The sequence below is a fragment of the Gluconacetobacter aggeris genome (assembly GCF_014174395.1).
GTDB classification, from domain to species: domain Bacteria; phylum Pseudomonadota; class Alphaproteobacteria; order Acetobacterales; family Acetobacteraceae; genus Gluconacetobacter; species Gluconacetobacter aggeris.
Map to the genome: position 1 here is coordinate 474,606 of NZ_JABEQD010000003.1, position 23,497 is coordinate 498,102.

Annotated in this window: 29 protein-coding genes; 9 read left to right on the forward strand and 20 right to left on the reverse strand. The window is 60.0% G+C overall.

The features are described from left to right. Positions 1 to 35 precede the first annotated feature (35 nt). Entirely contained in the window at positions 36 to 332 is a 297-nt protein-coding gene (locus HLH36_RS07190) for a DUF2285 domain-containing protein (protein ID WP_182968152.1), read from the reverse strand. Positions 333 to 512: 180 nt separating this feature from the next. Here HLH36_RS07190 and HLH36_RS07195 point away from each other — a divergent pair, with 180 nt between their 5' ends. Then, positions 513 to 722, forward strand: coding sequence for a helix-turn-helix domain-containing protein (locus HLH36_RS07195; RefSeq protein WP_246376561.1), 210 nt, complete (start codon positions 513 to 515; stop codon positions 720 to 722). A gap of 49 nt (positions 723 to 771) precedes the next feature. Then, positions 772 to 996, forward strand: a complete 225-nt coding sequence (locus HLH36_RS07200; protein ID WP_062106335.1) for a helix-turn-helix domain-containing protein — start codon at positions 772 to 774, stop codon at positions 994 to 996. A 23-nt stretch (positions 997 to 1,019) separates the two neighbouring features. On the opposite strand, the gene HLH36_RS07205 is transcribed toward HLH36_RS07200, so the two are convergent. From HLH36_RS07205 to HLH36_RS07220, 4 genes are read right to left on the reverse strand one after another with little or no spacing between them, the layout of a single operon-like run. Continuing rightward, a complete protein-coding gene (locus HLH36_RS07205; protein ID WP_182985729.1) occupies positions 1,020 to 1,622 on the reverse strand; it encodes an isochorismatase family protein in 603 nt (200 codons plus the stop codon). Between the two features lie 53 nt (positions 1,623 to 1,675). Beyond that, the gene (locus HLH36_RS07210; protein WP_182985730.1) at positions 1,676 to 2,698 is read right to left on the reverse strand and encodes a LysR substrate-binding domain-containing protein; all 1,023 of its coding nucleotides are present in this window, start codon (positions 2,696 to 2,698) and stop codon (positions 1,676 to 1,678) included. Next, positions 2,699 to 3,889 (reverse strand): MFS transporter, encoded by a 1,191-nt coding sequence (locus HLH36_RS07215; protein ID WP_182985731.1) that lies wholly within the window; start codon positions 3,887 to 3,889, stop codon positions 2,699 to 2,701. 37 nt (positions 3,890 to 3,926) lie between these two features. Beyond that, a complete protein-coding gene (locus tag HLH36_RS07220) occupies positions 3,927 to 4,631 on the reverse strand; it encodes a type 1 glutamine amidotransferase domain-containing protein (protein WP_182985732.1) in 705 nt (234 codons plus the stop codon). 101 nt (positions 4,632 to 4,732) lie between these two features. Here HLH36_RS07220 and HLH36_RS07225 point away from each other — a divergent pair, with 101 nt between their 5' ends. Further along, positions 4,733 to 5,620, forward strand: a complete 888-nt coding sequence (locus HLH36_RS07225) for a LysR family transcriptional regulator (protein ID WP_182985733.1) — start codon at positions 4,733 to 4,735, stop codon at positions 5,618 to 5,620. Between the two features lies 1 nt (position 5,621). On the opposite strand, the gene HLH36_RS07230 is transcribed toward HLH36_RS07225, so the two are convergent. The 9 genes from HLH36_RS07230 to pdxA form a co-directional block, all read right to left on the reverse strand. After that, a complete protein-coding gene (locus tag HLH36_RS07230; RefSeq protein WP_408871852.1) occupies positions 5,622 to 7,832 on the reverse strand; it encodes a relaxase/mobilization nuclease domain-containing protein in 2,211 nt (736 codons plus the stop codon). A 79-nt stretch (positions 7,833 to 7,911) separates the two neighbouring features. Then, on the reverse strand, positions 7,912 to 8,565 hold the full coding sequence (locus tag HLH36_RS07235; protein ID WP_176643396.1) for a lytic transglycosylase domain-containing protein: 654 nt from the start codon (positions 8,563 to 8,565) through the stop codon (positions 7,912 to 7,914). A gap of 4 nt (positions 8,566 to 8,569) precedes the next feature. Continuing rightward, positions 8,570 to 8,905, reverse strand: coding sequence for a DUF736 domain-containing protein (locus tag HLH36_RS07240; RefSeq protein WP_176643395.1), 336 nt, complete (start codon positions 8,903 to 8,905; stop codon positions 8,570 to 8,572). Then, on the reverse strand, positions 8,889 to 9,494 hold the full coding sequence (locus tag HLH36_RS07245) for a S26 family signal peptidase (protein ID WP_176643394.1): 606 nt from the start codon (positions 9,492 to 9,494) through the stop codon (positions 8,889 to 8,891). The genes HLH36_RS07240 and HLH36_RS07245 overlap by 17 nt, the downstream gene beginning before the upstream one ends. After that, positions 9,491 to 10,006 (reverse strand): DUF2840 domain-containing protein, encoded by a 516-nt coding sequence (locus HLH36_RS07250; protein ID WP_182985735.1) that lies wholly within the window; start codon positions 10,004 to 10,006, stop codon positions 9,491 to 9,493. The genes HLH36_RS07245 and HLH36_RS07250 overlap by 4 nt, the downstream gene beginning before the upstream one ends. Beyond that, entirely contained in the window at positions 10,003 to 11,121 is a 1,119-nt protein-coding gene (locus HLH36_RS07255) for a replication initiator protein A (protein ID WP_176643392.1), read from the reverse strand. Before HLH36_RS07255 ends, HLH36_RS07250 begins: the two co-directional genes overlap by 4 nt. Further along, the gene (locus HLH36_RS07260; protein ID WP_019086238.1) at positions 11,122 to 11,391 is read right to left on the reverse strand and encodes a helix-turn-helix transcriptional regulator; all 270 of its coding nucleotides are present in this window, start codon (positions 11,389 to 11,391) and stop codon (positions 11,122 to 11,124) included. It abuts the gene before it with no gap. Between the two features lie 383 nt (positions 11,392 to 11,774). Further along, positions 11,775 to 12,455, reverse strand: coding sequence for a beta/alpha barrel domain-containing protein (locus HLH36_RS07265; RefSeq protein WP_176643391.1), 681 nt, complete (start codon positions 12,453 to 12,455; stop codon positions 11,775 to 11,777). Then, entirely contained in the window at positions 12,452 to 13,486 is a 1,035-nt protein-coding gene (gene pdxA, locus HLH36_RS07270) for a 4-hydroxythreonine-4-phosphate dehydrogenase PdxA (RefSeq protein WP_176643390.1), read from the reverse strand. Before pdxA ends, HLH36_RS07265 begins: the two co-directional genes overlap by 4 nt. A gap of 48 nt (positions 13,487 to 13,534) precedes the next feature. On the opposite strand from pdxA, the gene HLH36_RS07275 reads away from it, so the two are divergent. Together HLH36_RS07275 and HLH36_RS07280 are read left to right on the forward strand one after the other, a co-directional pair. Continuing rightward, positions 13,535 to 14,398 (forward strand): LysR substrate-binding domain-containing protein, encoded by an 864-nt coding sequence (locus HLH36_RS07275; protein ID WP_176643389.1) that lies wholly within the window; start codon positions 13,535 to 13,537, stop codon positions 14,396 to 14,398. A gap of 167 nt (positions 14,399 to 14,565) precedes the next feature. Further along, on the forward strand, positions 14,566 to 15,465 hold the full coding sequence (locus tag HLH36_RS07280) for a DUF4238 domain-containing protein (protein ID WP_176643388.1): 900 nt from the start codon (positions 14,566 to 14,568) through the stop codon (positions 15,463 to 15,465). 91 nt (positions 15,466 to 15,556) lie between these two features. Here the strand turns inward: HLH36_RS07280 and HLH36_RS07285 are convergent, their stop codons facing one another. Then, positions 15,557 to 16,525 (reverse strand): LysR family transcriptional regulator, encoded by a 969-nt coding sequence (locus HLH36_RS07285; RefSeq protein WP_176643387.1) that lies wholly within the window; start codon positions 16,523 to 16,525, stop codon positions 15,557 to 15,559. Between the two features lie 190 nt (positions 16,526 to 16,715). Here HLH36_RS07285 and HLH36_RS07290 point away from each other — a divergent pair, with 190 nt between their 5' ends. Next, positions 16,716 to 17,825, forward strand: coding sequence for an MFS transporter (locus HLH36_RS07290; protein WP_246376529.1), 1,110 nt, complete (start codon positions 16,716 to 16,718; stop codon positions 17,823 to 17,825). Between the two features lie 247 nt (positions 17,826 to 18,072). On the opposite strand, the gene HLH36_RS07295 is transcribed toward HLH36_RS07290, so the two are convergent. Continuing rightward, positions 18,073 to 18,966 carry an alpha/beta fold hydrolase gene (locus HLH36_RS07295; RefSeq protein ID WP_182985736.1) on the reverse strand — a complete coding sequence of 298 codons (894 nt, stop codon included), beginning with the start codon at positions 18,964 to 18,966 and terminating at the stop codon, positions 18,073 to 18,075. Between the two features lie 21 nt (positions 18,967 to 18,987). Between HLH36_RS07295 and HLH36_RS07300 the strand changes: the two genes are divergently transcribed. Further along, positions 18,988 to 19,929 (forward strand): LysR substrate-binding domain-containing protein, encoded by a 942-nt coding sequence (locus HLH36_RS07300; protein WP_176643384.1) that lies wholly within the window; start codon positions 18,988 to 18,990, stop codon positions 19,927 to 19,929. A gap of 96 nt (positions 19,930 to 20,025) precedes the next feature. Here the strand turns inward: HLH36_RS07300 and HLH36_RS07305 are convergent, their stop codons facing one another. The 4 genes from HLH36_RS07305 to HLH36_RS07315 form a co-directional block, all read right to left on the reverse strand. Continuing rightward, positions 20,026 to 20,559, reverse strand: a complete 534-nt coding sequence (locus tag HLH36_RS07305) for a DNA -binding domain-containing protein (RefSeq protein ID WP_176643383.1) — start codon at positions 20,557 to 20,559, stop codon at positions 20,026 to 20,028. Position 20,560: 1 nt separating this feature from the next. After that, positions 20,561 to 20,815, reverse strand: a complete 255-nt coding sequence (locus HLH36_RS20255; protein WP_220792732.1) for a transcriptional regulator domain-containing protein — start codon at positions 20,813 to 20,815, stop codon at positions 20,561 to 20,563. 303 nt (positions 20,816 to 21,118) lie between these two features. Beyond that, on the reverse strand, positions 21,119 to 21,799 hold the full coding sequence (locus HLH36_RS07310; RefSeq protein WP_176643382.1) for a DNA methyltransferase: 681 nt from the start codon (positions 21,797 to 21,799) through the stop codon (positions 21,119 to 21,121). Between the two features lie 203 nt (positions 21,800 to 22,002). Continuing rightward, the gene (locus HLH36_RS07315; protein WP_176643381.1) at positions 22,003 to 22,728 is read right to left on the reverse strand and encodes a DUF2726 domain-containing protein; all 726 of its coding nucleotides are present in this window, start codon (positions 22,726 to 22,728) and stop codon (positions 22,003 to 22,005) included. A gap of 128 nt (positions 22,729 to 22,856) precedes the next feature. Between HLH36_RS07315 and HLH36_RS07320 the strand changes: the two genes are divergently transcribed. After that, positions 22,857 to 23,066 carry a hypothetical protein gene (locus HLH36_RS07320; RefSeq protein WP_218062635.1) on the forward strand — a complete coding sequence of 70 codons (210 nt, stop codon included), beginning with the start codon at positions 22,857 to 22,859 and terminating at the stop codon, positions 23,064 to 23,066. Positions 23,067 to 23,166: 100 nt separating this feature from the next. Further along, positions 23,167 to 23,490 (forward strand): type II toxin-antitoxin system HigB family toxin, encoded by a 324-nt coding sequence (locus tag HLH36_RS07325; RefSeq protein ID WP_176643380.1) that lies wholly within the window; start codon positions 23,167 to 23,169, stop codon positions 23,488 to 23,490. Positions 23,491 to 23,497 lie beyond the last annotated feature (7 nt).

Below are 23,497 nucleotides of genomic sequence, written 5' to 3' on the forward strand. Positions count from 1 at the left end.
GTACCGCCGGATACCATGGCGTAGAAAAAGGACGGTCAGTGCCGGGTTGCGCGGGCGTCGATCACGGCCTGCTCGAGAATCTTCCGGTAACCGATTTTCGTCATCCACTGTGCACGGGCAAGATGGCTTTCCCAACAGATGCGCGTGCGCTCTCCGTCAGCCGGGTCGCGGTGCAGCACGATCCGCGCCACCTCCGTCCAGTCGGCCCGATCCGCCTCGGCGTCGAGCAGGCGGAGATAGGTAATGAAATGCACTTCGTCATAGCTCGTGATCTCCGGCACGGTCGGCGCCAGGTCATCGACATCGGGGTCCAGTTCGGGTTTTGCTGTCATCCGACAGCCCTCCAGCAGGATTGTAGTCAACCATATCCTAAAATGGGATAATCCTAAATCAGGATTATCGGAACGGCTCCCCTGCCCGTCGGAGAGCCGTTCCGCATGAAGAAATCCCTGCGCACACCCCGGCAGCTTTTGCTGCAAGCGCTTCTCACAGAAGCGCGCAAGACCGGGGGTATGACGCAGGCGGAACTGGCGGCCGCCCTCGGCAAGCCACAATCCTTCGTCGCCAAATATGAGAATGGCGAGCGCCGAATCGATGTCATCGAGTTCGCTGACATAACGGCCGTCCTTGGCGTTTCCAGCGCGGATCTTCTCGTCCGTCTCGCACACGGCACGGAAAAGTCCCCACCGGACGGGGAGAATACCACGGGCCAGGACGAATAGGAACGATCATTCCTGGAACGATCGTTCCGACGCAGGTCTCGATGATGGCATGGACCTCAAGGAGGTCATGGCGGTCAACCTGCGTCGGATGCGTCATGACAGGGACATGACGCAAGAAGAGCTGGCCGATCGCGCCGGCCTGAGCACCCGCTATGTCGGGGCGATCGAACGCGCGGACGTGTCGGCAAGCGTTACGATCCTGGGAAAGATTGCAGAGGCACTGGACGTGGAACCGGGCGCGTTATTGAAAGCTGTCCCGGCCAGCCCCCGCTGACTGGCTGAGGGAAAAAGACGCCCTCACTCCTTCCACGCAGTGCTGTCCTTTACGATGACGGCGAACATATCCGCCAGTTCGGCCAGGGCGACGCGACGCACGGTCTCGGCCACGATCGTTCCGCCCAGCGGATCGGCGACATCGCGTGCGGCAATGGCGTCCGCCACGAGGGTCACGCGCAGGCCGTATTCCTCCGCCGCCGCGCGGGCGGTGGTGGACACGCAGACACCCACCGTATCACCGGCGATGATGACCTCGTTCCGACCCGTTTCCTTGATACACTCCGCGAGCCCGGTGCCGATAAACGCATTCGCGTAGGTCTTGAACAGAACCGTCTCCCCGTCGCGGGGCGTCACCTGCGGCAGGAAATCACGATACGGACCATCGCTGGCGAAGGCGGGAGCACCCAGCCCCGCGTCATGGGCAATATGGATGACCGGCACGCCCCTGCGCCGCGCGAGATCAAGCAGCCGCCCGGCTTCAAACGCCGCCGCATCGACATTGGCAAGCGGCACCCGTCCGTCGCGATATTCGCGCTGGATGTCAATCAACACTAGCACGGACCGGTCGAGCGGCGACGGACTGTCGTCGAGACCGTAGATCTCGCGGAAGGTTTCGAGGGTCATGGGGATTTTCCTCCTGATAACAGGCTATTTTTACAGACCGGCGCTTCATAACTTCATAAACGCGCACCGCCTGTTTCCTGACGTCCTGGTGCTTTGGCTGAAAACGATGATGGCACGGTTTGAGCCTGCATGGTCAAACCATCCAGGCGACTCATATGCGTGGCGAGATCCAGAAGATTCCGCAGTGCAGGGCTGCGGTTCTGAGGCGACCAGACCGCGCTGAACCGGGCATGTTCCTTCTCGTCGTCGATCGGGCGGAAGACGATGCCGGGGAATGGCACATGGCTCCCTGCCTCATGGGTCAGCGTGATCCCCTCTCCTGCCGCGACCATATGCATCAGAGTGTCCCGCCCGACATCGCGCCGCTGGAGGTAGGGCGATCGTCCATGTTCGGCCACGCGCCGGACGATATGTTCGAAAACCTGCGGCCCGGCGCCACTCGACCGGACAAGGAAGTTTTCCATGAGGAGGTCTGCCCAGGCGAGGGATTCCAGAGATGCGAGCGGATGCGCGGCAGGAAGAGCAATCACCAGGGCCTCGCTCCAGAGGTGCTGGCTATGGCAGTCAGGCACATTGGAGACATTGATGATAAAGGCCACATCGAGCTTGCCGTCGCGTATCATGGCGAGAGTATGTGACGACGGTCCTTCGATGATGCTCTGCTCGATTGCCGGGTGGGCTGCGCGATAGCGCCGACGCAGATCGGCGAGAAATCCCGTCGCGATCGAACCGTGCAGCCCAATCGCGAGGCGCCCGACCGTGCCGTCGGCAATCGCGCCTGCCGTCCTGACAGCATGGTCGATCTGCTCGATACCGGCCGAAACCTCCGCAACGAAGCGGCGCCCGGCCTCGGTCAGCCGGACGCCACGATGACGCCGCTCAAATAGGGCAATACCCAACGTCTCTTCCAGAGCCTTGATCCGGGCACTGACGCTCGATTGGGTGACACCAAGCACGTTTGCCGCGTGCCGGAAGTTCAGATGCTCGGCGACCGAGAGAAGCTGAACGAGCGTCACGAGCGGTATTTTACCGCTTGCAATGCCCGTTACCTCGGTGACATACCGCGCACGCCGCATCTAACTGGCCTGGAATTTCCTATTACTATCTTGGATTATCAGGACGCCGATACCGATAGCCGCCGCGCCCGCCCCAACGATTGCGACAGCAGTCAGTCCGAATGCACCGATCACCCCTCCGCCAATGAGTGACCCGAGAGCAATACCGGAGTTGAAGCCAGCGATGTTGAGACCGGCAGCAGCCGCAAGCGCCTTCGGCGCGTGGTGCTCGGCGATGCCGATGACACGAGCCTGCATGGCTGGCACGGCAGCATAGGTGAGTGCGCCGAGCGCTGCGATCAGCACAATCATGGCCGGAACGGAATGCACGGCAGGCCAGATCGCCGTGAGTACAATGGCGAGGCCGACGAGAACGATCATCACCGCCTTGTCGGAACCGAGACGATCCGTCATGCGCCCGCCGACAATGTTGCCGATTGCTGCTGCAACACCATATGCCAGCATTATCGTGCTGACCCATGTAGCACTCATGCCCGTTACCTTAATCAGCAAGGGCGAAATATAGGAAAATAAGCAGAATGACCCAGTATAGGCCAACACGGTGATGAGTGTTGCGCCGAGGAGCCGTCGGTCGGTGAGAGCTGCCAGATTGTGGAAAGCGTCCTTTGCCTCACCGCCATCGCGACCGTTGGGCATCAGGAAAGCCAAGCCAAGCACACCGATGGCGCCACAACCAGCGACGCTCATAAAGATCGTCTGCCAACTCCAGATACTGCCGAGGAAAGTCCCGATCGGTACGCCGAAGGCGAGCGCGAGGGTCAGCCCACCGAAGACGACGGCGACCGCGCTGCCCGCTCGCTCTGGGGCTACCAGTCGCGTGGCAGCGCTGGATGCGACCGCAAGAAAAACGCCGTGTCCCAGACCCGATCCAAAACGAGCGACCAGCAACGAGGGCAGATCACCGGATAGCCCGACGAGGAAGTTACCGATTGTGAACACGATCATGGCCGCCAGCAGCAGATACTTGCGGCTCCAGCTCGCCGCCAATGCTGTGAGGATCGGTGCGCCGATCGTGGCCCCGATCGCATAGGCAGCGACAGCGGCTCCAATATGATCGACACCGACTTTTAAGTCAGCGGCAATGTCCGAAACCAGGCCGATGGTGACAAATTCGGTAAAGCCCAAGGCAAAGGCCGAGAGCGCGAAAACATAGATGACGAGCGGAATGCTCCGCGCTTGCGGCGTGGTCATGGGAAGCGTCTTTCCTTGTATATTGTATTCGTGACGTTCAGCGCACCGACGCTGCCAGCGCCCCCAGCGTGTGCTTCGCGGTCAGCGCCGACGATGCCGGGTTCTGTCCGGTTACGAGGCGACCATCGGTGACAGCGAAGGGCTGGAAGTCCGCAACGCTCTCATACCGACCGCCCAGCTCACGCAAGCGGGTTTCCAGCAGAAACGGAACGGCTGCGTCGAGACCAACGGCGCATTCCTCGCTATCGGTGAAGCAGGTGATGCGCCGGTCCTTGACCAGCAGCGCACCCGTTTCGTCTTGCACGTTCACCAACCCGGCAGGACCATGACAGACAGCGGCGACTACCTTCCCATGCGCCCACGCTTTGTCGAGCAGCCCAGCTAGTTCAGTGCTGTTCGGCAAATCCCACATGGTTCCGTGCCCGCCAGGAAGGAATATCGCGTCATAACTTGCAGCGTCGATACCCTCGATACGGAGCGTTACATTGAGGGCTGCGGAAGCCACCGCGTCACCGAGGAAGCGATCCACACTGGCTTCATTCTCGCCCTTGGCCTTGACGGAACGCGGGTCGATCGGAGCTGGGCCACCCTGTATGGAAGCAAGCGTCACCAACGCACCGGCATCGACGAAGGCATAATAAGGTGTCGCCAGTTCCTCGAACCATAGACCGGTCGGTTCGCCAACATCGCCCATCTCGGCGCTGGAAGTCAGGATCATCAGAATTTTGAGTTTGGCAGGCATTAGGGGCACTCCGGCTATTGGCCAGAGATGCCTCATGCAAGCACACGACAAAAATAATTCCTTTTGCTATTAACCATAGGAATATTTATGGGTTGGTGATCATGAACTACCTCATCTACCTGCGCACCTTCCTTGATACCTACCGTGCCGGCTCGTTGACCCGCGCGGCGCAGCGGCTCAGCATCACCCAGCCGGCGGCCTCGGCGCATATCGCGGCATTGGAAGAGATGCTTGGCAAGCCACTGTTCATCCGACAAGCGCGCGGCGTCGCACCGACGCCAGCAGCCGATGATCTTGCCCGTTCGGTTGCTGCCCATCTCGACGGGATCGAGGCGACCATGGGCGCGGCGCAAGCGCGCTCAAGTCATTTGAGCGGCACGGTGCATCTGGTCGGCCCGGCCGAATATCTTTCGGCTCGTATCGCACCGATGCTTGCCCCGTTGGTCCACGAAGGTTTGCGGCTGCGTATCCAGACCGGCAACCGCGAGCGCATCTATGCCGCACTCGACGAGAGCCATGCTGATCTGGCCATCACGGCTTCGCCACCAGACGGCAACGTACATGGGTTCGCGGAATTGGGCCGAGAACGATTATTGCTGGTCGCGGCACGGGAGATAGCTGAACGCATGAAGGCACGCGCCGTCACTGCCGACTTCCTCTGCGGCCTGCCATGCATCGCCTATGACGAAACGTTACCGCTGCTGCGCCCCTTCTTCGAACAGGCCTTCGGCAAAACGCCCGACATGCAGGCCGTTGCTACCGCACCAGACCTACGCATTCTGATCGGAATGACCCAAGCTGGAACAGGATGGACGGTGCTGCCGGACTATCTATGCGCGGAAGCTCTGGCAGCCGGTCAGTTGGTAGAGTTGCCGACGACGAGGCCAGGGCCCGACAACACACTTTATCTCGCTTGGAACAAGACGGCGCTCCGCCATCCGCGTGTAGTGCATGTACGGGATTTCCTGCTGCGTGCAGCTTCGGGATAGCTCACAACCCCAATCCTCGCGATCTTCCTATTTGCCACGACACCGATCTGCCCTGCACGGTTCCGGCGACATCTCGTCCGATCTGGCGCTCGATCACAGGCCGCCACGGGACCAGCGTGAATTCATGAGACTTCTCGACGATGGCAAACTTCCCGCTGGATAGCTGTGTGGTGCCGGTGAACGTGCCACTGACCGTCTCGCCGTCAGCAACTGCCCGGAACGGCACGGATTTCGTTGCCGCCAGTTTCACACCAGCGCGGGCAACCTCCCGCTCCTGAAGCACGGCAATCAGGTTGCGCCGATAGCTGACACGCCCATCCGGTCGGCGGACAGCATCACCCTGCTCAATCAACCTCTCCCGCCGCTGCTCCATCGCCTCGCGCACCTGTTCCCCGAAGCCAGCAGGCACCAGATCAGACACCACACCTCCCACCAGCCGCCGGTCGAGCCAGGTCGCGCCATCCGCGCCGACTTGGCTGCCCAGATCGAAGGTCGAAAGGACACGTATATTTGCCCGTCCGCCCCTTCCCGCATCGTGGGCCGCAGCACGGGTGGTGAAATCCTCGGGAATACGCCACTGGTCGGTGTCGATCCGTTCGACGATACCGGCACGGCGCAGGGCCTCCAGCCGTCGGACATGCGACGCGACGAAACCGTCATAGTCGCCGCCCGGCACCCGCCCCTCGAACCGGGCCTGTTCCAGATGACGGCTCGGCCGATAAATACCTCCTTCGGCCATTCCGGCAATCGCGCGATCGGAGGGGCTCCCGGCGCTATCAGGCGGGCCTATCTCGACGATGCTGCCGATCCGTGCCTCCGCGACACGGGCCGGGTCGATACCGGAAACATGGTGCGCGCGGCCATCGATCCCATCGACCACCAGCGTCAGTTCCTCGCCCAGCTCGTCCGACAGATGCTTGTCGATGACGCGACCGACGATCGGCGTCGCAGGTGCCGCATCATGGATCGTAAAGCTCATCGGGTCGCGCTCGGTGCCGTCTACCCGGAGTGCCTTCTGCATCGTGCGGATGATGTCGCCGCGCTCACCCATCTCGCGCAGCGTCGGCTCCAGTTGCTCGCTCAGTTCCCACACGCCCGGCGCATGCTCCGTGGCGAGGCCCATATCGCTCAGCTTGCCAAGACGACGCAGGCGGAGCGCCCGGTCCGCCTGGCAGCGCGGATCGTCAGGCTCATGACGCAAATCGAGAAACCGGTCCTCGGCCTCCGCGAGCATCGCCCGGTCGATGCGGGTAAGACGATCTTGGTCGATCTCGGCGACCAGCTTGAGGCGCTGCTCGATCTCGGTGACAGGCCCGAGTTCCAGCGTGACCAGTTCGCTCGCCCGTTCGCGGATGCCGTTGGCAAGATAGTCGCCATTGATGACCAGATCCTCGCCCAATTCGTCACGGCCGTTGACGACGACATGCACATGCGGATGGCCGGTATTGTGGTGGTTGACCGCAACCCAATCGAGTTTCGTGCCCAGATCGGCTTCGACCTGCGCCATCAGATCTCGGGTGTAGCCCGTCAGGTCGGCGAGATCACCGGCATCCTCCGGTGAGACGATGAAGCGGAACTGATGGCGGTCATCGCGCCCACGATCGAGAAACGCATCACCATCGGCGCGGTCTTCGTTCCCCGAATAGAGCCGGCCACGCTCGCCGTCACGGGCGGTGCCGTCGCGCTGGATGTAGCGGAGATGGGCAGCGGCCTTGCCGTTTCGGCCTGCTCCACGGACGGAACGGGATTTGACGATGACACGACGGCTCCCCGGCCGACGATGGCTCCAGCCATTCGAGAGGTTCCGGGCGCGCACGAACGTCGCCCCCCTTCCACGCCGCACGCCACGCCCGGACGCGATGCTTCCCTCCCCTTTCGGTGCATGTCCGGGACCACCGCGTCGGGGACGTCCGCTCCCACCGCTCGCCGCCTGCTGCTGGCGCGTAACCGTCCGCACCTTGGTCAGGAAACTCCTGGCACGACCGATCTTCGGCGTGTCAGCGCGGATACGGCCCGGCCTCAGGCGAAAGCGGTTGTCGTCGCCCGCACTCATGGCCGCCGATCCGCCCGAAACTGCCACAAACAGACAGGAGTGCCGCGAAAAACGGGGCGGAAACTGACTTCGCCGCCTGTCGCGGCACCATACCCCCTCAAAGGGGGTGCCACCCAAAACAATGTGCAGACAAGAGCTTGCCCTGCGGATCGGACCCATGGGGTGCCGTCCGCTTTAATCTTGCGCTCCCTCTTCTGCCCCCTTTCCGCCTCTCCACCCCCTGCCCTACACATTGTCATCATGGCCGCGATCCCATGCCGCCTGAAGCCACGAACAGGCCATCCGATCGCGGCATGATCCCCGACATATCGCGCACAGACGCGACCGTCGTGCTGCGATCCGGCTGCACGATGAAGAGCGGCGCACGGGTCCAGGCAAACCGATCCGCCGCCGCGATCATGACGGGAGCATCGCCGCCACCTCCGATGATCGGCGCAACGGCAGCGACATAAGCGCGCGTTTCCGATGGGAGCGGACGCCCTGCCAGAGACGCCTCGTAGCGATCGGGACCGGCATTATAGGCAGCGAGAAAACCCGGCGAACCGTAGCGGTCATGCAGCTCACGGAGATAGGCCGCGCCCGCCAGAATGTTGTCGCGCGGATCGTAGGGATCACGGCCGAGATGATGCCGGACGCGCAGATCGGCCCATGTGCCGGGCATGATCTGCATCAGCCCCATCGCCCCCGCTGATGAAACGATACCCGGATCGCCAGCACTCTCGGTGCCCATGACAGCCCTGATCCAGATCGCCGGAATGTCGAAACGCCGTGCAGCCGCAGCGATCTCGGCGGCATACGGAACGTCGAGTGTCTGCGCCGATACAACAACCGGCGCCATCGAAACGAGACATCCCGCTGCTAACAAACACACGATCAGGGTCTGACTGCGCATGACGTCAGTCCCGCCCGTCGCGCCTCTGGGGGCGGCTCCAGTGCAACGACCAGAGACCGCCATTACTGCCGTCACGGAACAGATTGGCGCGCAACGGCTGCGGCAGAAGCGGATCATCGATCAGCAGGGCAACGTAATCGCCGGCCCGCTCGCCCGTGCGTTTCCAGCCGGCACCAATCTCGGGGCCGTCCTCGTCATCGCGATAGATACGATAATCCGGGGCGTTGTCGGATTCCGATTTCTCAGTCTGCACGATAACGATCTCATGGAAACCAAGGAAGGTCTGGATGCGTCCGGCAAAGCCGGTCTTGTCGCGCGTGAAGCTACCGATCTGCGGCATGGGAAGTCTCCGTAGCGATGTTGGGAAGGCGCGGCATCGGCCTCTCAGCGAAAAGGCCGTGCCAGACGAAATGACCGTCGCCGTGCGCGTCGGTGTAGAGCGGCGTCGCCCGGCCGATGACGGTGGCGCGCGGAAGCGGGCCGAAATAGCGCCCGTCCAGACTGTCGCGAACGGACGGGTTCATGAGGAAAATCTGATCCGATGCGATGCGGCGGCAGCCCTGCCAGAGCGGCAACATACGCCTGCGCCGGTCACGCTCCTGCGCCTCGCCGAGCTTTACGCCATCAACCGTGACGGTGCGCCCGACGCGGCAAACCTGTTGCCCCGGCCGCGCTGCCACGGGCTTCAGCAGCGGTACACCGCGCCCGATATAGCCGCGCCGAACCATGAAATCGGCCAGCGGCTTCGGTGGCCTGACGGCAACCAGATCGCCGACCTTCAGCCCGTTGGGCGCTGCAAGGTCGTAGAGGCCGAGCGGCGTACTGGCGGAGGCGTTCCAGAGCAGCTTCACCGGCACGGGGACGATGGCGGCGATGACGACACCCATCACCGCAAAATACGTCGCCATGACATAACCGAAGCGGGTCATGGCCTGATCTCCCGCCGCCTGAGCCAGGCCCGATGACGTGCCATGGTGTAGGGGCGCGGTTGCTCACCCGCGTTCAGCCGGTTGCCGACATGCCGCCAGTAATCGGGCGAAACCGTGCAGGCGTCGATGCCGGCTTCTTCCACCGCATCGATATGGCGGAGCACCTGTTCGACCTTCGGCCAACCCGCGACCCGCAGCAGGATTTCACCGCCGGGCCGGATAAAGGGCACGGTCTGGCAAGGTTCTCCCGGTGCCACGGCGCGCAGGATGTCGATACGCGATGCGATCGTGCCGAAATCGTTGGCCGCCCAGCGGACAAAGGCGAAAACGCTGCCAGGCCGGAAGGAGAAGATACGACGGCGTCGGTCGAGGATCTGTTCCTGAGCCTCATGACCGAACCTGATCCAGTTCTCGACACGCGTTTCGATGTGGGTCAGTTCAACATGGGTCAGTGGGTCGCGTGCGAACGGCAGGGCGTGGCCCCGCGCACGGGACGTTGTGGCGCTGGTCATGGCCCGTCTCCCGGCATGGGAGAAAGACCACACGCGTGCGGATCGCCCGGCCTGTCGGCGGCACCGGCACCACGGTCGGTATCCGGTCGCCCCAACATCAAAAAGTTAGACTCTAAGTTAGATTCTAAGTTAGCAGCGCGATTCCGCGTTTCAGGCCAAAGGCTTAACTGGGGTTCGTGCGCCTGAAATCCCGATAGTGATGCGCCCGAAGTCCCGATAGTCCCTGCGCCCGAAATCCCGTGTCCGTCCACACCGTCATCCACAGGCACTGTGGATAAGTTAACTGAACGAATATGCAGCAGTTTCCGCCGCCCTTCACGCCGGATCGCGAGGCGATAGCCGGGGAGCGACTGTCGGGCGGCGATGCGCCCCAGGTCGAGCGCGAAATCGGAGACACGCGCCAGGCTGCCGGATTTTTCATGGAGATGCGCCATCTCGAACAGCCAGCCCTGCGGCTGATGCCCGGCATGTTTGCGGGCGACACGGTAGAGCCAGCGCTCGATACCGCCTGTCAGGCGGAAATAGGCCGGGTCGATCGCCAGGACCAGCGAACGGTCGATGACGCCGCGATAGAACCAGTCGGGCAGAACGCACTCCATGCCCTCGACACGGCCATCACGGGTGGTCCTCTCCTCCCATTCATTGATCCAGGAGAACTGGTGTCGGCGCCAGTGCTCGCCATTCCGGATGGTCGTACGAACCACGGTCGATTGCAGGCGGGCAAACGCTGCCTTGAGCAGCCGGTAGTCCCGTGCGCCCGTGGCGCGGCCCACGGCCGTCAGAAGCTGGTACGGAGTGAAACGCAGGAAGCGTGATGTCCGGAGGCCGCTATTCTCCGCTTCGACAATCTGCGAGGCGGCCCAGATCAGCACGTCGGCATCCCAGATCGTCGCCATACCATGCTCAGCCAGGCCGTGAATCTCGACCCGCTGACCGCCGGCCTCATAGAGGATCGGCGCGACCCGCTTCGCCTTGGAAAGCGAGAAGAACGGCCGCTCCATCAGGTCGCGCTGATCACGGGGGCTGGCATCACCACCCGCGATCACGAAGGGATCGAGGCGCAGCCGCTCGCTCTCTCGCCCCTGCTGGCCGCGCTGCGGCATGACGCCGGCCATTCAAAGGGTCGCCTTTTCGGCCGGGGTCAGCGGGCGGGCTGGAAAGACACGGCAGGGTGTCTCGTCGGTGGTGGAGCGACGGACACCATTCTCGACCCAGCCCTGAAGATCTGGGAGGGCGTAGACGATCCGGCCACCAATCTTCCGATAGGTCGGGCCGGTGCCATAGGTGCGATGTTTTTCCAGCGTACGGATGGAAATGCCAAGGAAGCGCGCCGCATCGGGCGTGCGCAGGAAACGGGGCGGTAACCCCGTCTTGGGATCGAGCATGATCGGGCCTCCGGTTGGGTTCGGCGGCTGTCGGTCACGACAGCGGGCCATGGCGAACCGTGGAGGAGGATCGGCAGTCTGGAGAGTGCCGGAATCAGGGGGGTTGATTCTAGCACCCCGATAAGAGGCTCATATGTGGGGAAGTAGAAAGTTCGCTTTTGGGTTTCAGAGGATAAAACCAGACTTGTGTTTGCCTCACTTCACGCACAGATAATCTGCAATTTTCTGAGGCACTACTAAGAAGCTCAGTAGTGGGATTTCCCTTTGAATTTTGCCAGCTTGATCTGGGATGTGTTGATCTCACCGGCCACACGGGAGCTCCAGTAATCGGAAAATGTCGTGAAGGCCTGAGCCAGGTTTATTTTTTCCATTGGTTTCCTCCGTCAGAGTTGTCGAATGATAGTCTGGACGTAGCCGAGCTGTTGCGTCAGATCGGGTGATGCGGGAAAAACGCCGTCGAGCAGTGCTGTTCCGACCGTAAAACCCGAAGCACCCGCAGAGGCGGTAGCGCGAATACGCTCCGCCCGATCGAGCGAACCCGCGACGATGACAGGTTTATTCGGCACAGCGGCGCATACTCGCCGGATCAAATCCGGCACGTTTCCCACAAACCGATAAGCAAGCAAATCCAGTCCATGAACACCGGGCCTGGAGGCAAGATCGACCGCACTGCGTACGATTTCCGTTTCAGTTCCTTCGAGCATACTCGGATGCCCACTGATCCGGCCGGGAAAGGGATAATAGCGGATTTTTGTGCCTCCCAGCAGCTTCAGCGCATCATCGACATGTGTACCACCCAGCAGATAATCGACACCAAGAGCGATCCCGGCCTGTATTGAGCGAAGTTCGCTGTCGCGATCGAGAGAGACAACTTCCAGATAGGTTTTTGCTCCGGCCTCACGGATAGTGCTGGCCAGCGTCTGGAGCACCGTAAAAGGCAGACCAATATCCTTGAACCCGATATGCCGGACACCTACCGCACGGGCAGTTTCGACCAGATCGACTGCGTTCTCCACCGTCCGGTCATGACGGGTCAGCATGAAGATGAACTCGGGTCGGGTCATACTGAGGCTCCATTAGTGAGGCGAAGAGCATAATCGAATGCCGTTTCCAGGCTGGATGGATCGGCGACGCCCCGTCCTGCAATATCGAAGGCTGTGCCGTGGTCGGGGCTTGTCCGCGTGAAGGGCAAACCGAGGGTGATATTCACACCCTGCGCCAGACCCATGTATTTGATGGGAATCAGTCCCTGGTCATGATACTGTGCGACGACGACATCGAACCGTCTCTCGCGCGCTTGCATGAACACCGTGTCACCGGGCCAGGGGCCTGATGCGTCAATGCCTTCACGACGTGCCTGGGCGACGGCGGGACCGATGATATGGGTCTCTTCGTCACCAAACAGGCCACCCTCTCCGGCATGGGGGTTAAGGCCCGCTACGGCGACACGTGGGCGTCCGATACCCAGTGCGCGTGCTCCCGTGTGAGCCAGCCGGATTGCTGCCGTCTGGGCGGGGAAATCAGCGCGCTGGATCGCGTCCCTGAGAGAACAGTGGATCGTCACCAGCACGACGCGGATGTCCTCGTTCGCCAACATCATGGCGACATCCACGCCACCAGCCTGCTCGGCGAGAATTTCTGTATGACCGGGATAGTGCAGTCCGGCAGCGGCGAGTGCTTCCTTGTGAATCGGCGCAGTAACGACACCCCGGATTGTTCCCGCCTTCGCCAAACGAATTGCGGTCATGATTGCTGTGTAGGCGGCGCGGCCACTCTCGGCGCTGACCTGACCCACAGGCGGTGGTTCTGCGCATTCCGACGAGACCAGCACATTCAGCACTCCGTCCTCGAACCGGGCTTCGGCTGGTGTCGCGATCTGGCGCACCGACGCCGATGAGTTGAGTGCTGTCAACGCTTGGTGCATCACCAGCGGATCGCCCACGACGATCCAGCACCGTTGCTGCGGTCGTCGCAGGAACATTCGCACTATGATCTCAGGGCCGATTCCGGCGGGATCTCCCATCGTGACAGCCAACGGCAAGGCGGGGCAAAAGATTTTTTCCATCATTCCAGTGAGAATAACGAAACGGTTCATGAGGAAAATCGATATGAACTGACCTGTTCCGGTGATAAAAACTGACCAATGAAGCGTTCTGACATTCCCTCTCTGGACGATCTGCGTGCTTTCGCAGCGGTTGTGCGCCTTGGCTCAGTGCGGGCGGCGGCCACGGAACTGGCTCTGACTCACGGGGCCGTCAGCCGTCGGGTATCCAAGCTGGCTGACGATCTGAAACTCCAGCTTCTGGAGCCGGACGGGCGAGGTGTGCGGCCGACCCGGGACGGCGTACGTCTGGCTGAAGCGGCAACCGATGCACTCAAGGGGATCGCGGCAACGCTGGCCGATATCCGGTCTTCATCCGGTACGCAGCCGATCGTGCTCTCGTGCGAGAGGTCGCTTGCGATGCGCTGGCTGATCCCGCGCCTGTCCGACTTCCAGGACCGCCATCCGGGGATTGATGTGCATCTTTCGACCGGCGGCGGTGCACTGGATTTCGCACGTGATCGCGTCACGCTGGCAATCCGGCGCCTTGATTTCCCACTTGGTCCTGACTGGACCGTTACCACGCTCACGCAGGAGGCGGTCGGGCCGGTCATGCGTCCTGACATGGCGCAGCGGTTTGCCGACGGGGGCTATCTGGCACTCGGGTCGCGCACCCGGCCGGAGGCCTGGAAGAACTGGCTGATGTCCCGGCCTGAGATTCCCACCCCGCGTGATGTCAGGCTGTACGACCATCATTTCATGATGCTGGAAGCCGCCGCCAATGGTCTGGGTGTTGCTCTGTCGCCCCGTATCATCGCCATGGACGATATCGCAACCGGTCGGCTTGTGGCACCGGCTGGGTTCGACGCGGATGGAACATCTTACGGGCTGATCCGACCAAACGGCATGGAAATAACGGACAGCGTCAGCATCCTGGAAAAATGGATCATCAAACAGGTTCCATAACCCCTGATGGATATGGCTTTGCGGTGCGACGTCGTAGTTATGAGTAGCGGTTTGATGGGGGGGGGAAGGAGATTGTCCGCAATCTGGCGCAAACGCCCAGAAACGAACAAGATGTGAAGGCCTCCTTACTGTTGGGCAGCAATCAAAACAACTGATATGAGATCGCAATGAATCTTCCTCCAATACCCAAGTTTGAAAAAAAACATCACCACATCGTGCCAGTACTTTGGCAGAAGCGCTTCAAGGCGCCTAGTGATCCTGGCCCTTATTATCTGAACGTGGGAACTGGGCAGAAACTCCCCCCTCAGGGACCCGGCGATAAGATGTCTGAGGAGTACGCCAACATAGTGTTTGACGAGTTTTTCAGGCCAAGCGATGCTCTCGAGGACCATCTTGGGACATTGGAAACTAAGATGGTCACTGGGTTGGATCGCTGCATTCAGAAGGGCGAACTGGATAGTGTCGCCCGTGTTGACGTTGCGATGCTAATGGCAGTTCAGGTATGCCGATATCCCGAGAATTTTGGGACTCTCCTCGACCTCGGTAAGTATTTAGCGATTGCGCTAACTGATTATAAAAACTGTCCAGACGCAGTCACGCTCAACCGCGCCCTACAGGCGAAAGGGCTCCTGTCCGGCGCCAGAATTACCCAGCAAGAATTTGTCCGTTTGCAGCAGGCACAGGGAAGTGAACTGCTGGCTTCTGAACTGGAATTTATTCTCGCAGCGCATGGATACGAATTTTATTTCAATCCTAAACTCGTAATTGCTGCCGCTACGCAGGTTGCCAATCATCTATTGGGTCTGGAGTGGACCTTACTGCATTCGTCGACCCCTAGTTTTATTTTATCCGATCGCCCCGTCCCCTCGACAATCGGATACGGTTTTTCGATTGGGCTCAGTGCGTCTTACGCCCTAAAACTTGACAAACCTACAACCTCTGTGACGAACGACACGATCCACTCACAAAATGCAACCCCACAGGAGATCAGTCAGATCAACTTAGAGGTAAAATCAAGGGCTAAGGAACTTATATGCGGTCCTGGAGCTTGGGTTCATCGGCTATAGGTCTAACGTCCGCTTTCAGGACCAACCCGACCCTGCGCCTAATGTCCGCAAAGTAGGTGATTTCTGCCTGTCTGTTTTACAGAAACCCCCATCAAACAGAAGATAGTTGCCCCAATGGGGCCTCTGCAAACCAGATTTTTCCATAACCATCACGAAACGGCATGAACGCTTCGGGCATTGCGGCAAAGCGTTCAAGAATAAAATCCGCAAAAGCGCGGACCTTGGGAGAGAGTGTACGAACGGCAGGCCAGATGATCCAGAGCGATCCAATAGCCATGCAATATTTCTCAAACAGAGGAATCAGTTGCCCGGAAGCAATCGCATCCCGCGCCACATAAACCGGCAGATGAACCAGCCCCAGACCGTCAGCGGCAGCTCGAAGTGCCGCATCGCTGTTGTTGAAAATCATGGTTTCGGGAAGCCGGACCTGATCATGTGGTGGCCTGTAGACCCACGGAGCAAACAAGCCGGTATTGGGATAGCGATAACGCAGACAGCGATGGTTCTGAATTTCAGACGGCAGTAGCGGATGGCCATTCGATTCCAGATAGGAGACGCTGGCACAGGTAATGAAATGCTGATCGCCCAGACGTCGGGCGATCAGGCGCGAGTCCGGGAGGTTGCCGCTGCGGATGACAACATCAATATCTTCCTCGATCAGATCGACAATCCTGTCTTCCAGGGCGATGTCGAGTTCGATCTCCGGATAGCGGCTCACAAAATCCGCAATGAGTGGCATAAGCAGGTGCCGTCCCACGATATGAGGTACATTGACGCGCAGGCGTCCTGACGGCGCGCCTTTTGCATGATGCAGTGTCGCCTCGGCATCCCGTATATCCTCCAGAGCCTGCCGGCAGCGTTCATAAAATACCGCTCCGGCTTCCGTCAGTCCGATGCTGCGGGTGGTCCGGTTCAGCAACTGAACTCCCAGCCGGGCTTCAAGTCTTGAAACACTTTTCGCGACAGCCGAGGAAGAAATCCCAAGATGTCGGCCAGCTTTGACATAACTCCGAAATCGGGCTGCAAAAACGAATGGTTCCAAACCTGACAGAGCATCCATGACCACGCTCGCCTTTCAATACAGGACATAATATCCGTTTAATGCGGACATGATGTCGTTTCTCTAAAAATTAGAGATATTATATCCGTAATGAATGCCTGATACACGCTCTCTTCCCATAGCGACCGACTTCAATCTGAGGACCGCAATCTTTCGACCCGTTCTGGCCATTGGGACAGGAACCGGTGCCATGGGCCTGGCCCTCTCTGCACTGCCTCCCGTCCTTCAGGCACGATTGTCCCTGTCCGTCGCAACAATCGGCTGGATCATGGGAACACAGTCCGTGGCGACACTCCTGTCCCGGCTGCATGCCGGGCGATTGAGCGACAGACTGGGAGGCGCCCGGGCACTTACGCTTGGTCTGTCTGCGGCCGTGTTGTCCGGACTTTGCTACGTTGCGGCACTTCTCCCCATCTGGTCGCGACCAATCGCTCTTGCGCTGGTGTTTCTGGGCCGTCTTTTCATGGGGTTAAGCGAAGGGCTGATGGTGACAGGCGGGGCTGTCCGGATCATCGGGGCCGTCCCTCCTGACAGGGTGGGGGCTGGCATGTCATGGCTGGGTCTGGCCATGTTCGCTGGCCTCGCGGCGGGAACGGCAGCAGGCACGGCCATTGAGCAGAATGCCGGGTTCGGCACGGTTGCCATCCTGGCCTCGATCCTGCCTGTCGCAGGTATGCTTCTATCGGGCTGGTCATCACGCGCGGTTTCCCATTCCTCCGCTCATGGTGTCGTCCCATGGAAACAGCTTTTCCGGATGGTTCTGCCGATGGGATTGCTGCTCGCCCTGTCGTCGGTGGGGTTTGCCACGATCTCATCGTTCCTCGTCCTCGCCTTTGCACAGGAACATTGGGCATATGGTGGATATGCACTCGCTGCATTCTGCGTTGGCCATGTGGCAGCGCGGTTTGCTGGCAGCCACAAGATCGACCATTATCCAGTGGCCATCTCCGGTTCGGTCATGTTGCTGGTGGAAACCCTTGGCTTTGTCATGGTGTGGCTGGCGCCTGATCCGGGTGTCGCAATCGCTGGCGCCTTCATCGGCGGAGCCGGATTTTCCCTGACCTATCCTGTGTTTGCCATTCCGCTTGCCCGCTCTGTGCCTTCCGCTTTTACCGGTGCAGCCATAGGCCTTTATGACATGTTTTTTGATGTCGCCTTGGGAGTAGGATCAGTCACGGGTGGCCTGCTGGCGCAGACCTTTCCGTTCCGTACTATATTTCTGATGGCCGCACTTTCCTCTGGAGCGGGCCTGATCCTGCTCGTTTCCACTCGTCACTGCCCTCGAATAAAAACGAAGTAAAGAGACGTATTTGCCGCCTGTTTTGCCACATCTTGTTTTTCTGATCGGATGACCGAATTGAGGTGTCTCCCGCCGACCTGCCACCGCTCATGGTAGACCGGCGGCTTTGGCCGGGGAAACCTTGCCAGAAGTAAAGGGCGGAAGCTGCCAACGTGGTCAGTTCTCCAACGAACGGAACGAAGATTTGCAGCTTGCGTGCGCGCGCTGGATTATTCGAGATCGGCGGATCATTGAAACGATGCGCCAGTTAGCTACTGTTTCGCAAAAGAAAAGGCACGGCAAGTTCCGTCACCAGGGCTACATTCTGGCGCTGCGGGAAATGCCCGGTTCCGGCAAGAATGTGCCGCTCATAATAGTCTGCAAACAGATGATCTTTCCCCGCTGACGTTTCGGGATCATTGCAGGGATCGTTGCCTCCATGGATCACGAGCGTGGGCACATGGATTACCGGATCAGCAGCAACACGTTTCTCAAGTTCCTCGAAAGCCGGCGAACGCGTCGCCAACCCCCAGCGAACACGATAGGAATGCAGCGTGATGTCTGCCCAATCAGGGTTTTCGAACGATTGGGCCGTCACAGCGAATTCCTCTTCGGGGATTTCCCACTCCGGATTCCAGATCGACCAGATATACCGCATGAAACGCTGGCGGTCGTTCCGGATGAGTTCGGCGCCACGATCAAGTCCCATCAGCCAGTGGTACCAGTAATTCTGCATCTGCCGGTACGACATTGTCTGGTCGGGATCGTTGGTTCCCCACCCCACGGACAGCGCCACACTTCCGGCTATTCGGCCAGGAGTCAGAACAGAGGCGATGTAGGCGGCCCGTGCGCCCCAGTCATGGCCGATCAGGCTGAAGCGAGAAAGCCCCAGGCAGTCAGCCATCTCCAACACATCCCTCGCCAGTGCTACGAGTTGTCCGTTTCGTGGAATATCCTGCTCCCGGAAGCGCGTACGGCCACAGCCTCGCAGCCAGGGTACATAGGTCCGAAAGCCAGCATCATGTAGAGCCGGCAGCGTTCGGTTCCATGTCAGCGCGTCGTCCGGCCAGCCGTGAAGCAAGATGACGGGAAATCCGTTCTGAGGGCCTGATATCCGGCATGCGATGTCGAGCTGGGACGTTGTAATTGTTGTTTCCTGCATGAGAGCACCTCCATCCCTGCTATGCATGCTTTCATCTTAATTCAAAAATGGATATATATTTTTATCATATCGCAATATACGATAAGACGTATCATGCTCTCTCCGATATGCCTGCGCAGTTTTCTGACCGTCATCGACATGGGGGGCTTCACGGAAGCTGCTCGACACCTCAACGCAACCCAGTCCACGATCAGCGGCCATATAAAGCGCCTGGAAGAACAGGCCGGTCACCGGCTTCTCGACCGTGATCGTGGAGGGTCTGTCGCCCTGACGGCACAGGGGCGTGACCTCATCGGGTACGCCCGCGAGATTCTGCGGCTTGAGCAGGCTGCCCGATCACGACTGGCCGGCACATCCCTGACCGGGGCTGTGCGCATCGGGCTTCCTGATGATTTCGCCAGCGGTCGCGGATTCACGCGGCTTCTCGCACATTTCGCCGGACAGCATCCTGACGCACGTCTGGAAGTGGAAGTAGGCAATAGCAATTACCTTATGGCTGCCCTGGACGCTCAGCGTCTCGACCATGTTCTCACCAAACAGATCCGCTCAGAAGGTGGTGAAATTCTTGCCCGGAGAGACGTAGTATGGGTCGGACGGATATCTGCAACCGGACCTGTCCCACTCATATTATTTCCGGAGCCGTGCATATATCGTCAACGCGCAATCATGGAGCTCGAACGGGAAGGATTTTCCTGGAACGTAACGTACGTAAGTCCCTCGCTCACGGGTATTCAAGCCGCCGTCAATGCCGGATTGGGAGTATCACCCCTTGCCGAAGACCTGACGGATCAACTTCTTCCGAGTATTGCCGGACGGCTATTGCCCTCTCTCGGCTCGATTGATCTGGTCTTTTACTCACGGCGGGGGGAGTTCAGCCGCGCGGCTACAGGACTTGGCAATCTAATCAGGAAACTTTACGGGGTCGCGGACATCGAGGAGATGCATAGCAGCAGGCATGCGTGAAACTTGTTTTCTATTCAAAGTCCGTTTTGAGAACATTGTTCTTCGCAAACCGACAGCCAATGTGAGGCGAAAATCGTCCTCATCCGCAGCCCAATCTTAATGATCAGATAGCCGGATCGGATAGCACAATAGGTCACGATAGCCACCCCGAACATAATACCGCCCATCAGCAACAAGACGACGGACCTGGTTCTTGCGAGGGTCATTTTCCCAGTCGGCCTTTCTGCCGCGAAACCCGAGCAGGACTTCGGCGAGCTTGCGATAACTCGCGCCAGCAGCCCGACCATCAAGTGCGCGCAATATCAGGATATGCCGGTCCCGTGTCTGCTGCGGAAAATCATGAGCCCACCTACCCTCAGACCGGCCGACCAGCGCACGCCATAAACGCAGTACGGCTTCCGCGCGAAGTTCCAATAGTTTATCGAGCGGCAGGATCACGACATAGGTGGCGCGTCCATCCGCCGGATGTGTCGGGAGCCAGACCTGATGTGACGACGCGCCGGACTGCCAGAAACCATGCCACGCGTCACCGTCATCCAGCCGCACGACGAGGTCCGGTAATTCCGCGAGATTGATCAGCATGACGGCCGGATTATCCGCATCCGCAAGAGTCGCGCGGAGTTCGATCACATCAGGCGAGAGTTCCGGTATCCAGAAAACAGGAGTGCGCCCGGCAGGCTGCAACGGATCGACAGGGAAATCGCAAACCCCATCGTTCGGAAAAGGCTTTTCTGCCCCCTGATTTCGGAGCCGGAAGCATTTTCATTCGCTGAAACACGCGACGGTAATCGTCGTCACGTCGAAGATATTCCCAGGCCATGCCGGCAGCAGCAATGTCTTGTGCGTGTTCGTAAGCGGCCGGCGACTGCCAATCTGACATCGGCATCGCGTTACCCTTCCTCTTGCGCCTGCTTCAGGCAGCAGGAACATCAGGATGCGCAATGGGAAGATTTTGTGCAGACTGTGTTTGGAGATATGTCGATCTCGTAACGTGATCGCACGACGTTATGGCATTCGTCCGCCCTGCCAGAATATTCCGCGAGCCGGGCACTCGCCCGGCGAGCGGCGTTTATTGTCCATCTTCCCGCCATCGATCCGCGAAGTCGGATCGACGCAAATTTGCGCGGACAGACAGGACCAGGAAAGGGGCACCGCAGAGTCGGATTGTCGGCCCTGCGGCGTTCACTCCCTATGCCGCTATTTTCTTCGCTGCGTGCCAGGCCAGGCGCCGGGTCGCCGTTGCCGCGTGCTCGGGGTCCAGTTCCATCCCCAGCCAGTCACGCCCGAGATGCTGCGCCGCCACCAGCGATGAACCCGAACCGGCGAACGGGTCCAGAACCAGCCCACCCACCGGGCAGAAGGTTTCCACCAGGGGAAGGAGTGAAGCCACCGGCTTTTGCGTCGGATGCAGCTTGTTGCCGCTATAGGGCATGTCGATTACGTCCGGGATGGGCTTTGCAGGCGGTGTGACGTTGCCCTTGGCCAGCAGATAGGCGCTTTCGTGTTCATACCGGAGAAACCGGGAAGATGACGAATAAGACTTGCGAAAGACAATATGCCCGACCATGCGGAACCCGGCTGCTTTCCAGGCATCGGCGAAGAGGTCGATACGGTTCCAGCCATAGAACGAAACGGCAAAGCCGCCCCATTTCAGGACACGATGCATCTGGTTGAAGGCCGGCCGAAGCCAGCGCACATTGTCGTCGTTGCGCACTTTCCGCCCGTCCCTGCCCTGATAGTTCACCAGGTAAGGCGGATCGGTCAGGATGAAATCCACCGCATTGCGGGATAGTGCGCGCATGAGCTGCACGCTGTCGCCATTGAGGATGGTGTTGCGGAAATCGGTCGCCGTGGTGGTGTTGCCGGTCATGGTCTTTGCCCTTTGTTCCGCGAGGAACAGCCCCCGCTGTTCCTCTGCCTCGCGGCGAGCAGCGGGGTAGCAACGGCAAGGGCGACCGATAGGGAGGGGTATCGCCCGGTCTGCACGGAGCGCAGCGCAGGAAGATCGGGGACACCCAATCGGACGGCGTCAGCGCGCTGACGCGAACCCTTGCCGGCGCGAGGGCGGAGCCATTAGCCTGTTTTTACCTTGAGAGCCGCCCCGGCGGCCTCGGAAATGGCAGCCATGATTTGCGCCCTGGCCATCTTTTCGGGGATTTCGAGCAGCGGAATACCGGCCTTCTGCAAGGCCAGACGCTTCACCGCCATGCGGTCATCCGCATCGCCGGACAGATCATGGCCTGTGCCATGATATTCGATCACCAGAACTGGCAGTCCATAGCGATCAATCAGCAGGAAATCGACACGCTTGCCGCTATAGGAGCTGAAAGCCTGCTTCTGGCGCGGATCTTCCGGGTCGTAAGTCGTTCTGATGAACCCACCCATCGAAACCTCGAAGGCGAAACGCCAGTCGGGCTGATACGTCCCGATCCACTCGTCGAGCGCGTAGAGCACCTGCACAGCCTCCTTATTGACGGGACGGACGGCCCGCAGAGTGCACTGACTGATGAAGTGTAACTGGTTTTTCGTGTTGGACAGGTCGTTGTCCTGAAAATATTGCCGCCGACGCTCTGCATCCTTCTTCTGGTCAGCGGCCTGTGTTTCCAATGTGGAAATCCGGCGGCGTAACGACGAAAGTTCTGTATCGCGCCCAGCGATCTGACGATCCAGACTTTGAAGTCGGGCATTCCTCTCGGCAATCTGCTGCCCTGCCTGCGCCAGATCGGCTGTCGCACGACGCCCCCGGATATAGAATCCAATGGCATATCCAATCGCCAGAAGAATGATCACCTTTTCCACGACCGATAAACCTCCCTTTTCTGCGCGATTACCGCCGATTACCGCATGGACCGGCCCATGGTCTTCTCAAATCCCCTTGTCCTGTCCTTCATCGGTCCTGTCGCCCCATAACCCGGGAGGTGGACAGGATGGCACGCAGACCCGACAGGATCAGGATCGAGGTGTTCGGCCCCGCCAGTGAGGCGGAAACGGCCGAACATGCGGTTAGCCCCTCCAATGAGGCCATCCTTTCCCTCGCCCGCCTGATCGGCCGTCAAATGGCCCGCGAGCAGTTCGAGCGTGCCCGCGCGCTGGAGCGGAAACAGGCTCGACAGAACCGATCCGGTCCTATGCGGTAGCCTCCCCTTCCCGGCTGTATTCCCCCGGCGAAAGACCACTCGCTGGGCAGTCGTGTATTTTTCTTGTGACCATTATGGTCCCGTGATATAAGGTCAGTCAATGAGGATCATCGCCCGTCGCACGCTGAGAGAGTTCGTCGACAGTCTGACGGGCCAGAAGGACCAGCCGGCCGTCAAGGCGGCGCTGGACGCCTGGTTCGCCGAAGTCGGCAGGGCGGAGTGGACGAGCACTGCCGATGTGAAGCGGCTCTACGCCACGGCCAGCATCGTCAGCGCCGAGCGGATCGTCTTCAACATCAAGGGCAACGCCTATCGCCTGGTCGTGGCGGTCGATTTCGAGAAGAGCATCGTCTGGATCAAATGGATCGGCACGCACAAGGCGTATGACAGGATCGACGTGACGGAGGTGGAACATGACGGCTGATCTGAAA

What these genes read in the sequence shown, in the direction of transcription:
- HLH36_RS07280 (WP_176643388.1), top strand. Translation starts at nt 14,566, where the DNA reads ATGAATCTTCCTCCAATACCCAAGTTTGAAAAAAAACATCACCACATC.
- HLH36_RS07225 (WP_182985733.1), top strand. Translation starts at nt 4,733, where the DNA reads ATGAACTACCTCATCTACCTGCGCACCTTCCTTGATACCTACCGTGCC.
- HLH36_RS07295 (WP_182985736.1), bottom strand. Translation starts at nt 18,966, where the DNA reads ATGCAGGAAACAACAATTACAACGTCCCAGCTCGACATCGCATGCCGG.
- HLH36_RS07240 (WP_176643395.1), bottom strand. Translation starts at nt 8,905, where the DNA reads ATGCCGCAGATCGGTAGCTTCACGCGCGACAAGACCGGCTTTGCCGGA.
- HLH36_RS07220 (WP_182985732.1), bottom strand. Translation starts at nt 4,631, where the DNA reads ATGCCTGCCAAACTCAAAATTCTGATGATCCTGACTTCCAGCGCCGAG.
- HLH36_RS07190 (WP_182968152.1), bottom strand. Translation starts at nt 332, where the DNA reads ATGACAGCAAAACCCGAACTGGACCCCGATGTCGATGACCTGGCGCCG.
- HLH36_RS07320 (WP_218062635.1), top strand. Translation starts at nt 22,857, where the DNA reads ATGGCACGCAGACCCGACAGGATCAGGATCGAGGTGTTCGGCCCCGCC.
- HLH36_RS20255 (WP_220792732.1), bottom strand. Translation starts at nt 20,815, where the DNA reads ATGCCGATGTCAGATTGGCAGTCGCCGGCCGCTTACGAACACGCACAA.
- pdxA (WP_176643390.1), bottom strand. Translation starts at nt 13,486, where the DNA reads ATGAACCGTTTCGTTATTCTCACTGGAATGATGGAAAAAATCTTTTGC.
- HLH36_RS07230 (WP_408871852.1), bottom strand. Translation starts at nt 7,832, where the DNA reads ATGGGTCCGATCCGCAGGGCAAGCTCTTGTCTGCACATTGTTTTGGGT.
- HLH36_RS07195 (WP_246376561.1), top strand. Translation starts at nt 513, where the DNA reads ATGACGCAGGCGGAACTGGCGGCCGCCCTCGGCAAGCCACAATCCTTC.
- HLH36_RS07290 (WP_246376529.1), top strand. Translation starts at nt 16,716, where the DNA reads ATGGGCCTGGCCCTCTCTGCACTGCCTCCCGTCCTTCAGGCACGATTG.
- HLH36_RS07285 (WP_176643387.1), bottom strand. Translation starts at nt 16,525, where the DNA reads ATGGATGCTCTGTCAGGTTTGGAACCATTCGTTTTTGCAGCCCGATTT.
- HLH36_RS07260 (WP_019086238.1), bottom strand. Translation starts at nt 11,391, where the DNA reads ATGCTCGATCCCAAGACGGGGTTACCGCCCCGTTTCCTGCGCACGCCC.
- HLH36_RS07325 (WP_176643380.1), top strand. Translation starts at nt 23,167, where the DNA reads ATGAGGATCATCGCCCGTCGCACGCTGAGAGAGTTCGTCGACAGTCTG.
- HLH36_RS07205 (WP_182985729.1), bottom strand. Translation starts at nt 1,622, where the DNA reads ATGACCCTCGAAACCTTCCGCGAGATCTACGGTCTCGACGACAGTCCG.
- HLH36_RS07310 (WP_176643382.1), bottom strand. Translation starts at nt 21,799, where the DNA reads ATGACCGGCAACACCACCACGGCGACCGATTTCCGCAACACCATCCTC.
- HLH36_RS07250 (WP_182985735.1), bottom strand. Translation starts at nt 10,006, where the DNA reads ATGACCAGCGCCACAACGTCCCGTGCGCGGGGCCACGCCCTGCCGTTC.
- HLH36_RS07210 (WP_182985730.1), bottom strand. Translation starts at nt 2,698, where the DNA reads ATGCGGCGTGCGCGGTATGTCACCGAGGTAACGGGCATTGCAAGCGGT.
- HLH36_RS07245 (WP_176643394.1), bottom strand. Translation starts at nt 9,494, where the DNA reads ATGACCCGCTTCGGTTATGTCATGGCGACGTATTTTGCGGTGATGGGT.
- HLH36_RS07255 (WP_176643392.1), bottom strand. Translation starts at nt 11,121, where the DNA reads ATGGCCGGCGTCATGCCGCAGCGCGGCCAGCAGGGGCGAGAGAGCGAG.
- HLH36_RS07275 (WP_176643389.1), top strand. Translation starts at nt 13,535, where the DNA reads ATGAAGCGTTCTGACATTCCCTCTCTGGACGATCTGCGTGCTTTCGCA.
- HLH36_RS07200 (WP_062106335.1), top strand. Translation starts at nt 772, where the DNA reads ATGGACCTCAAGGAGGTCATGGCGGTCAACCTGCGTCGGATGCGTCAT.
- HLH36_RS07300 (WP_176643384.1), top strand. Translation starts at nt 18,988, where the DNA reads ATGCATGCTTTCATCTTAATTCAAAAATGGATATATATTTTTATCATA.
- HLH36_RS07265 (WP_176643391.1), bottom strand. Translation starts at nt 12,455, where the DNA reads ATGACCCGACCCGAGTTCATCTTCATGCTGACCCGTCATGACCGGACG.
- HLH36_RS07215 (WP_182985731.1), bottom strand. Translation starts at nt 3,889, where the DNA reads ATGACCACGCCGCAAGCGCGGAGCATTCCGCTCGTCATCTATGTTTTC.
- HLH36_RS07235 (WP_176643396.1), bottom strand. Translation starts at nt 8,565, where the DNA reads ATGCGCAGTCAGACCCTGATCGTGTGTTTGTTAGCAGCGGGATGTCTC.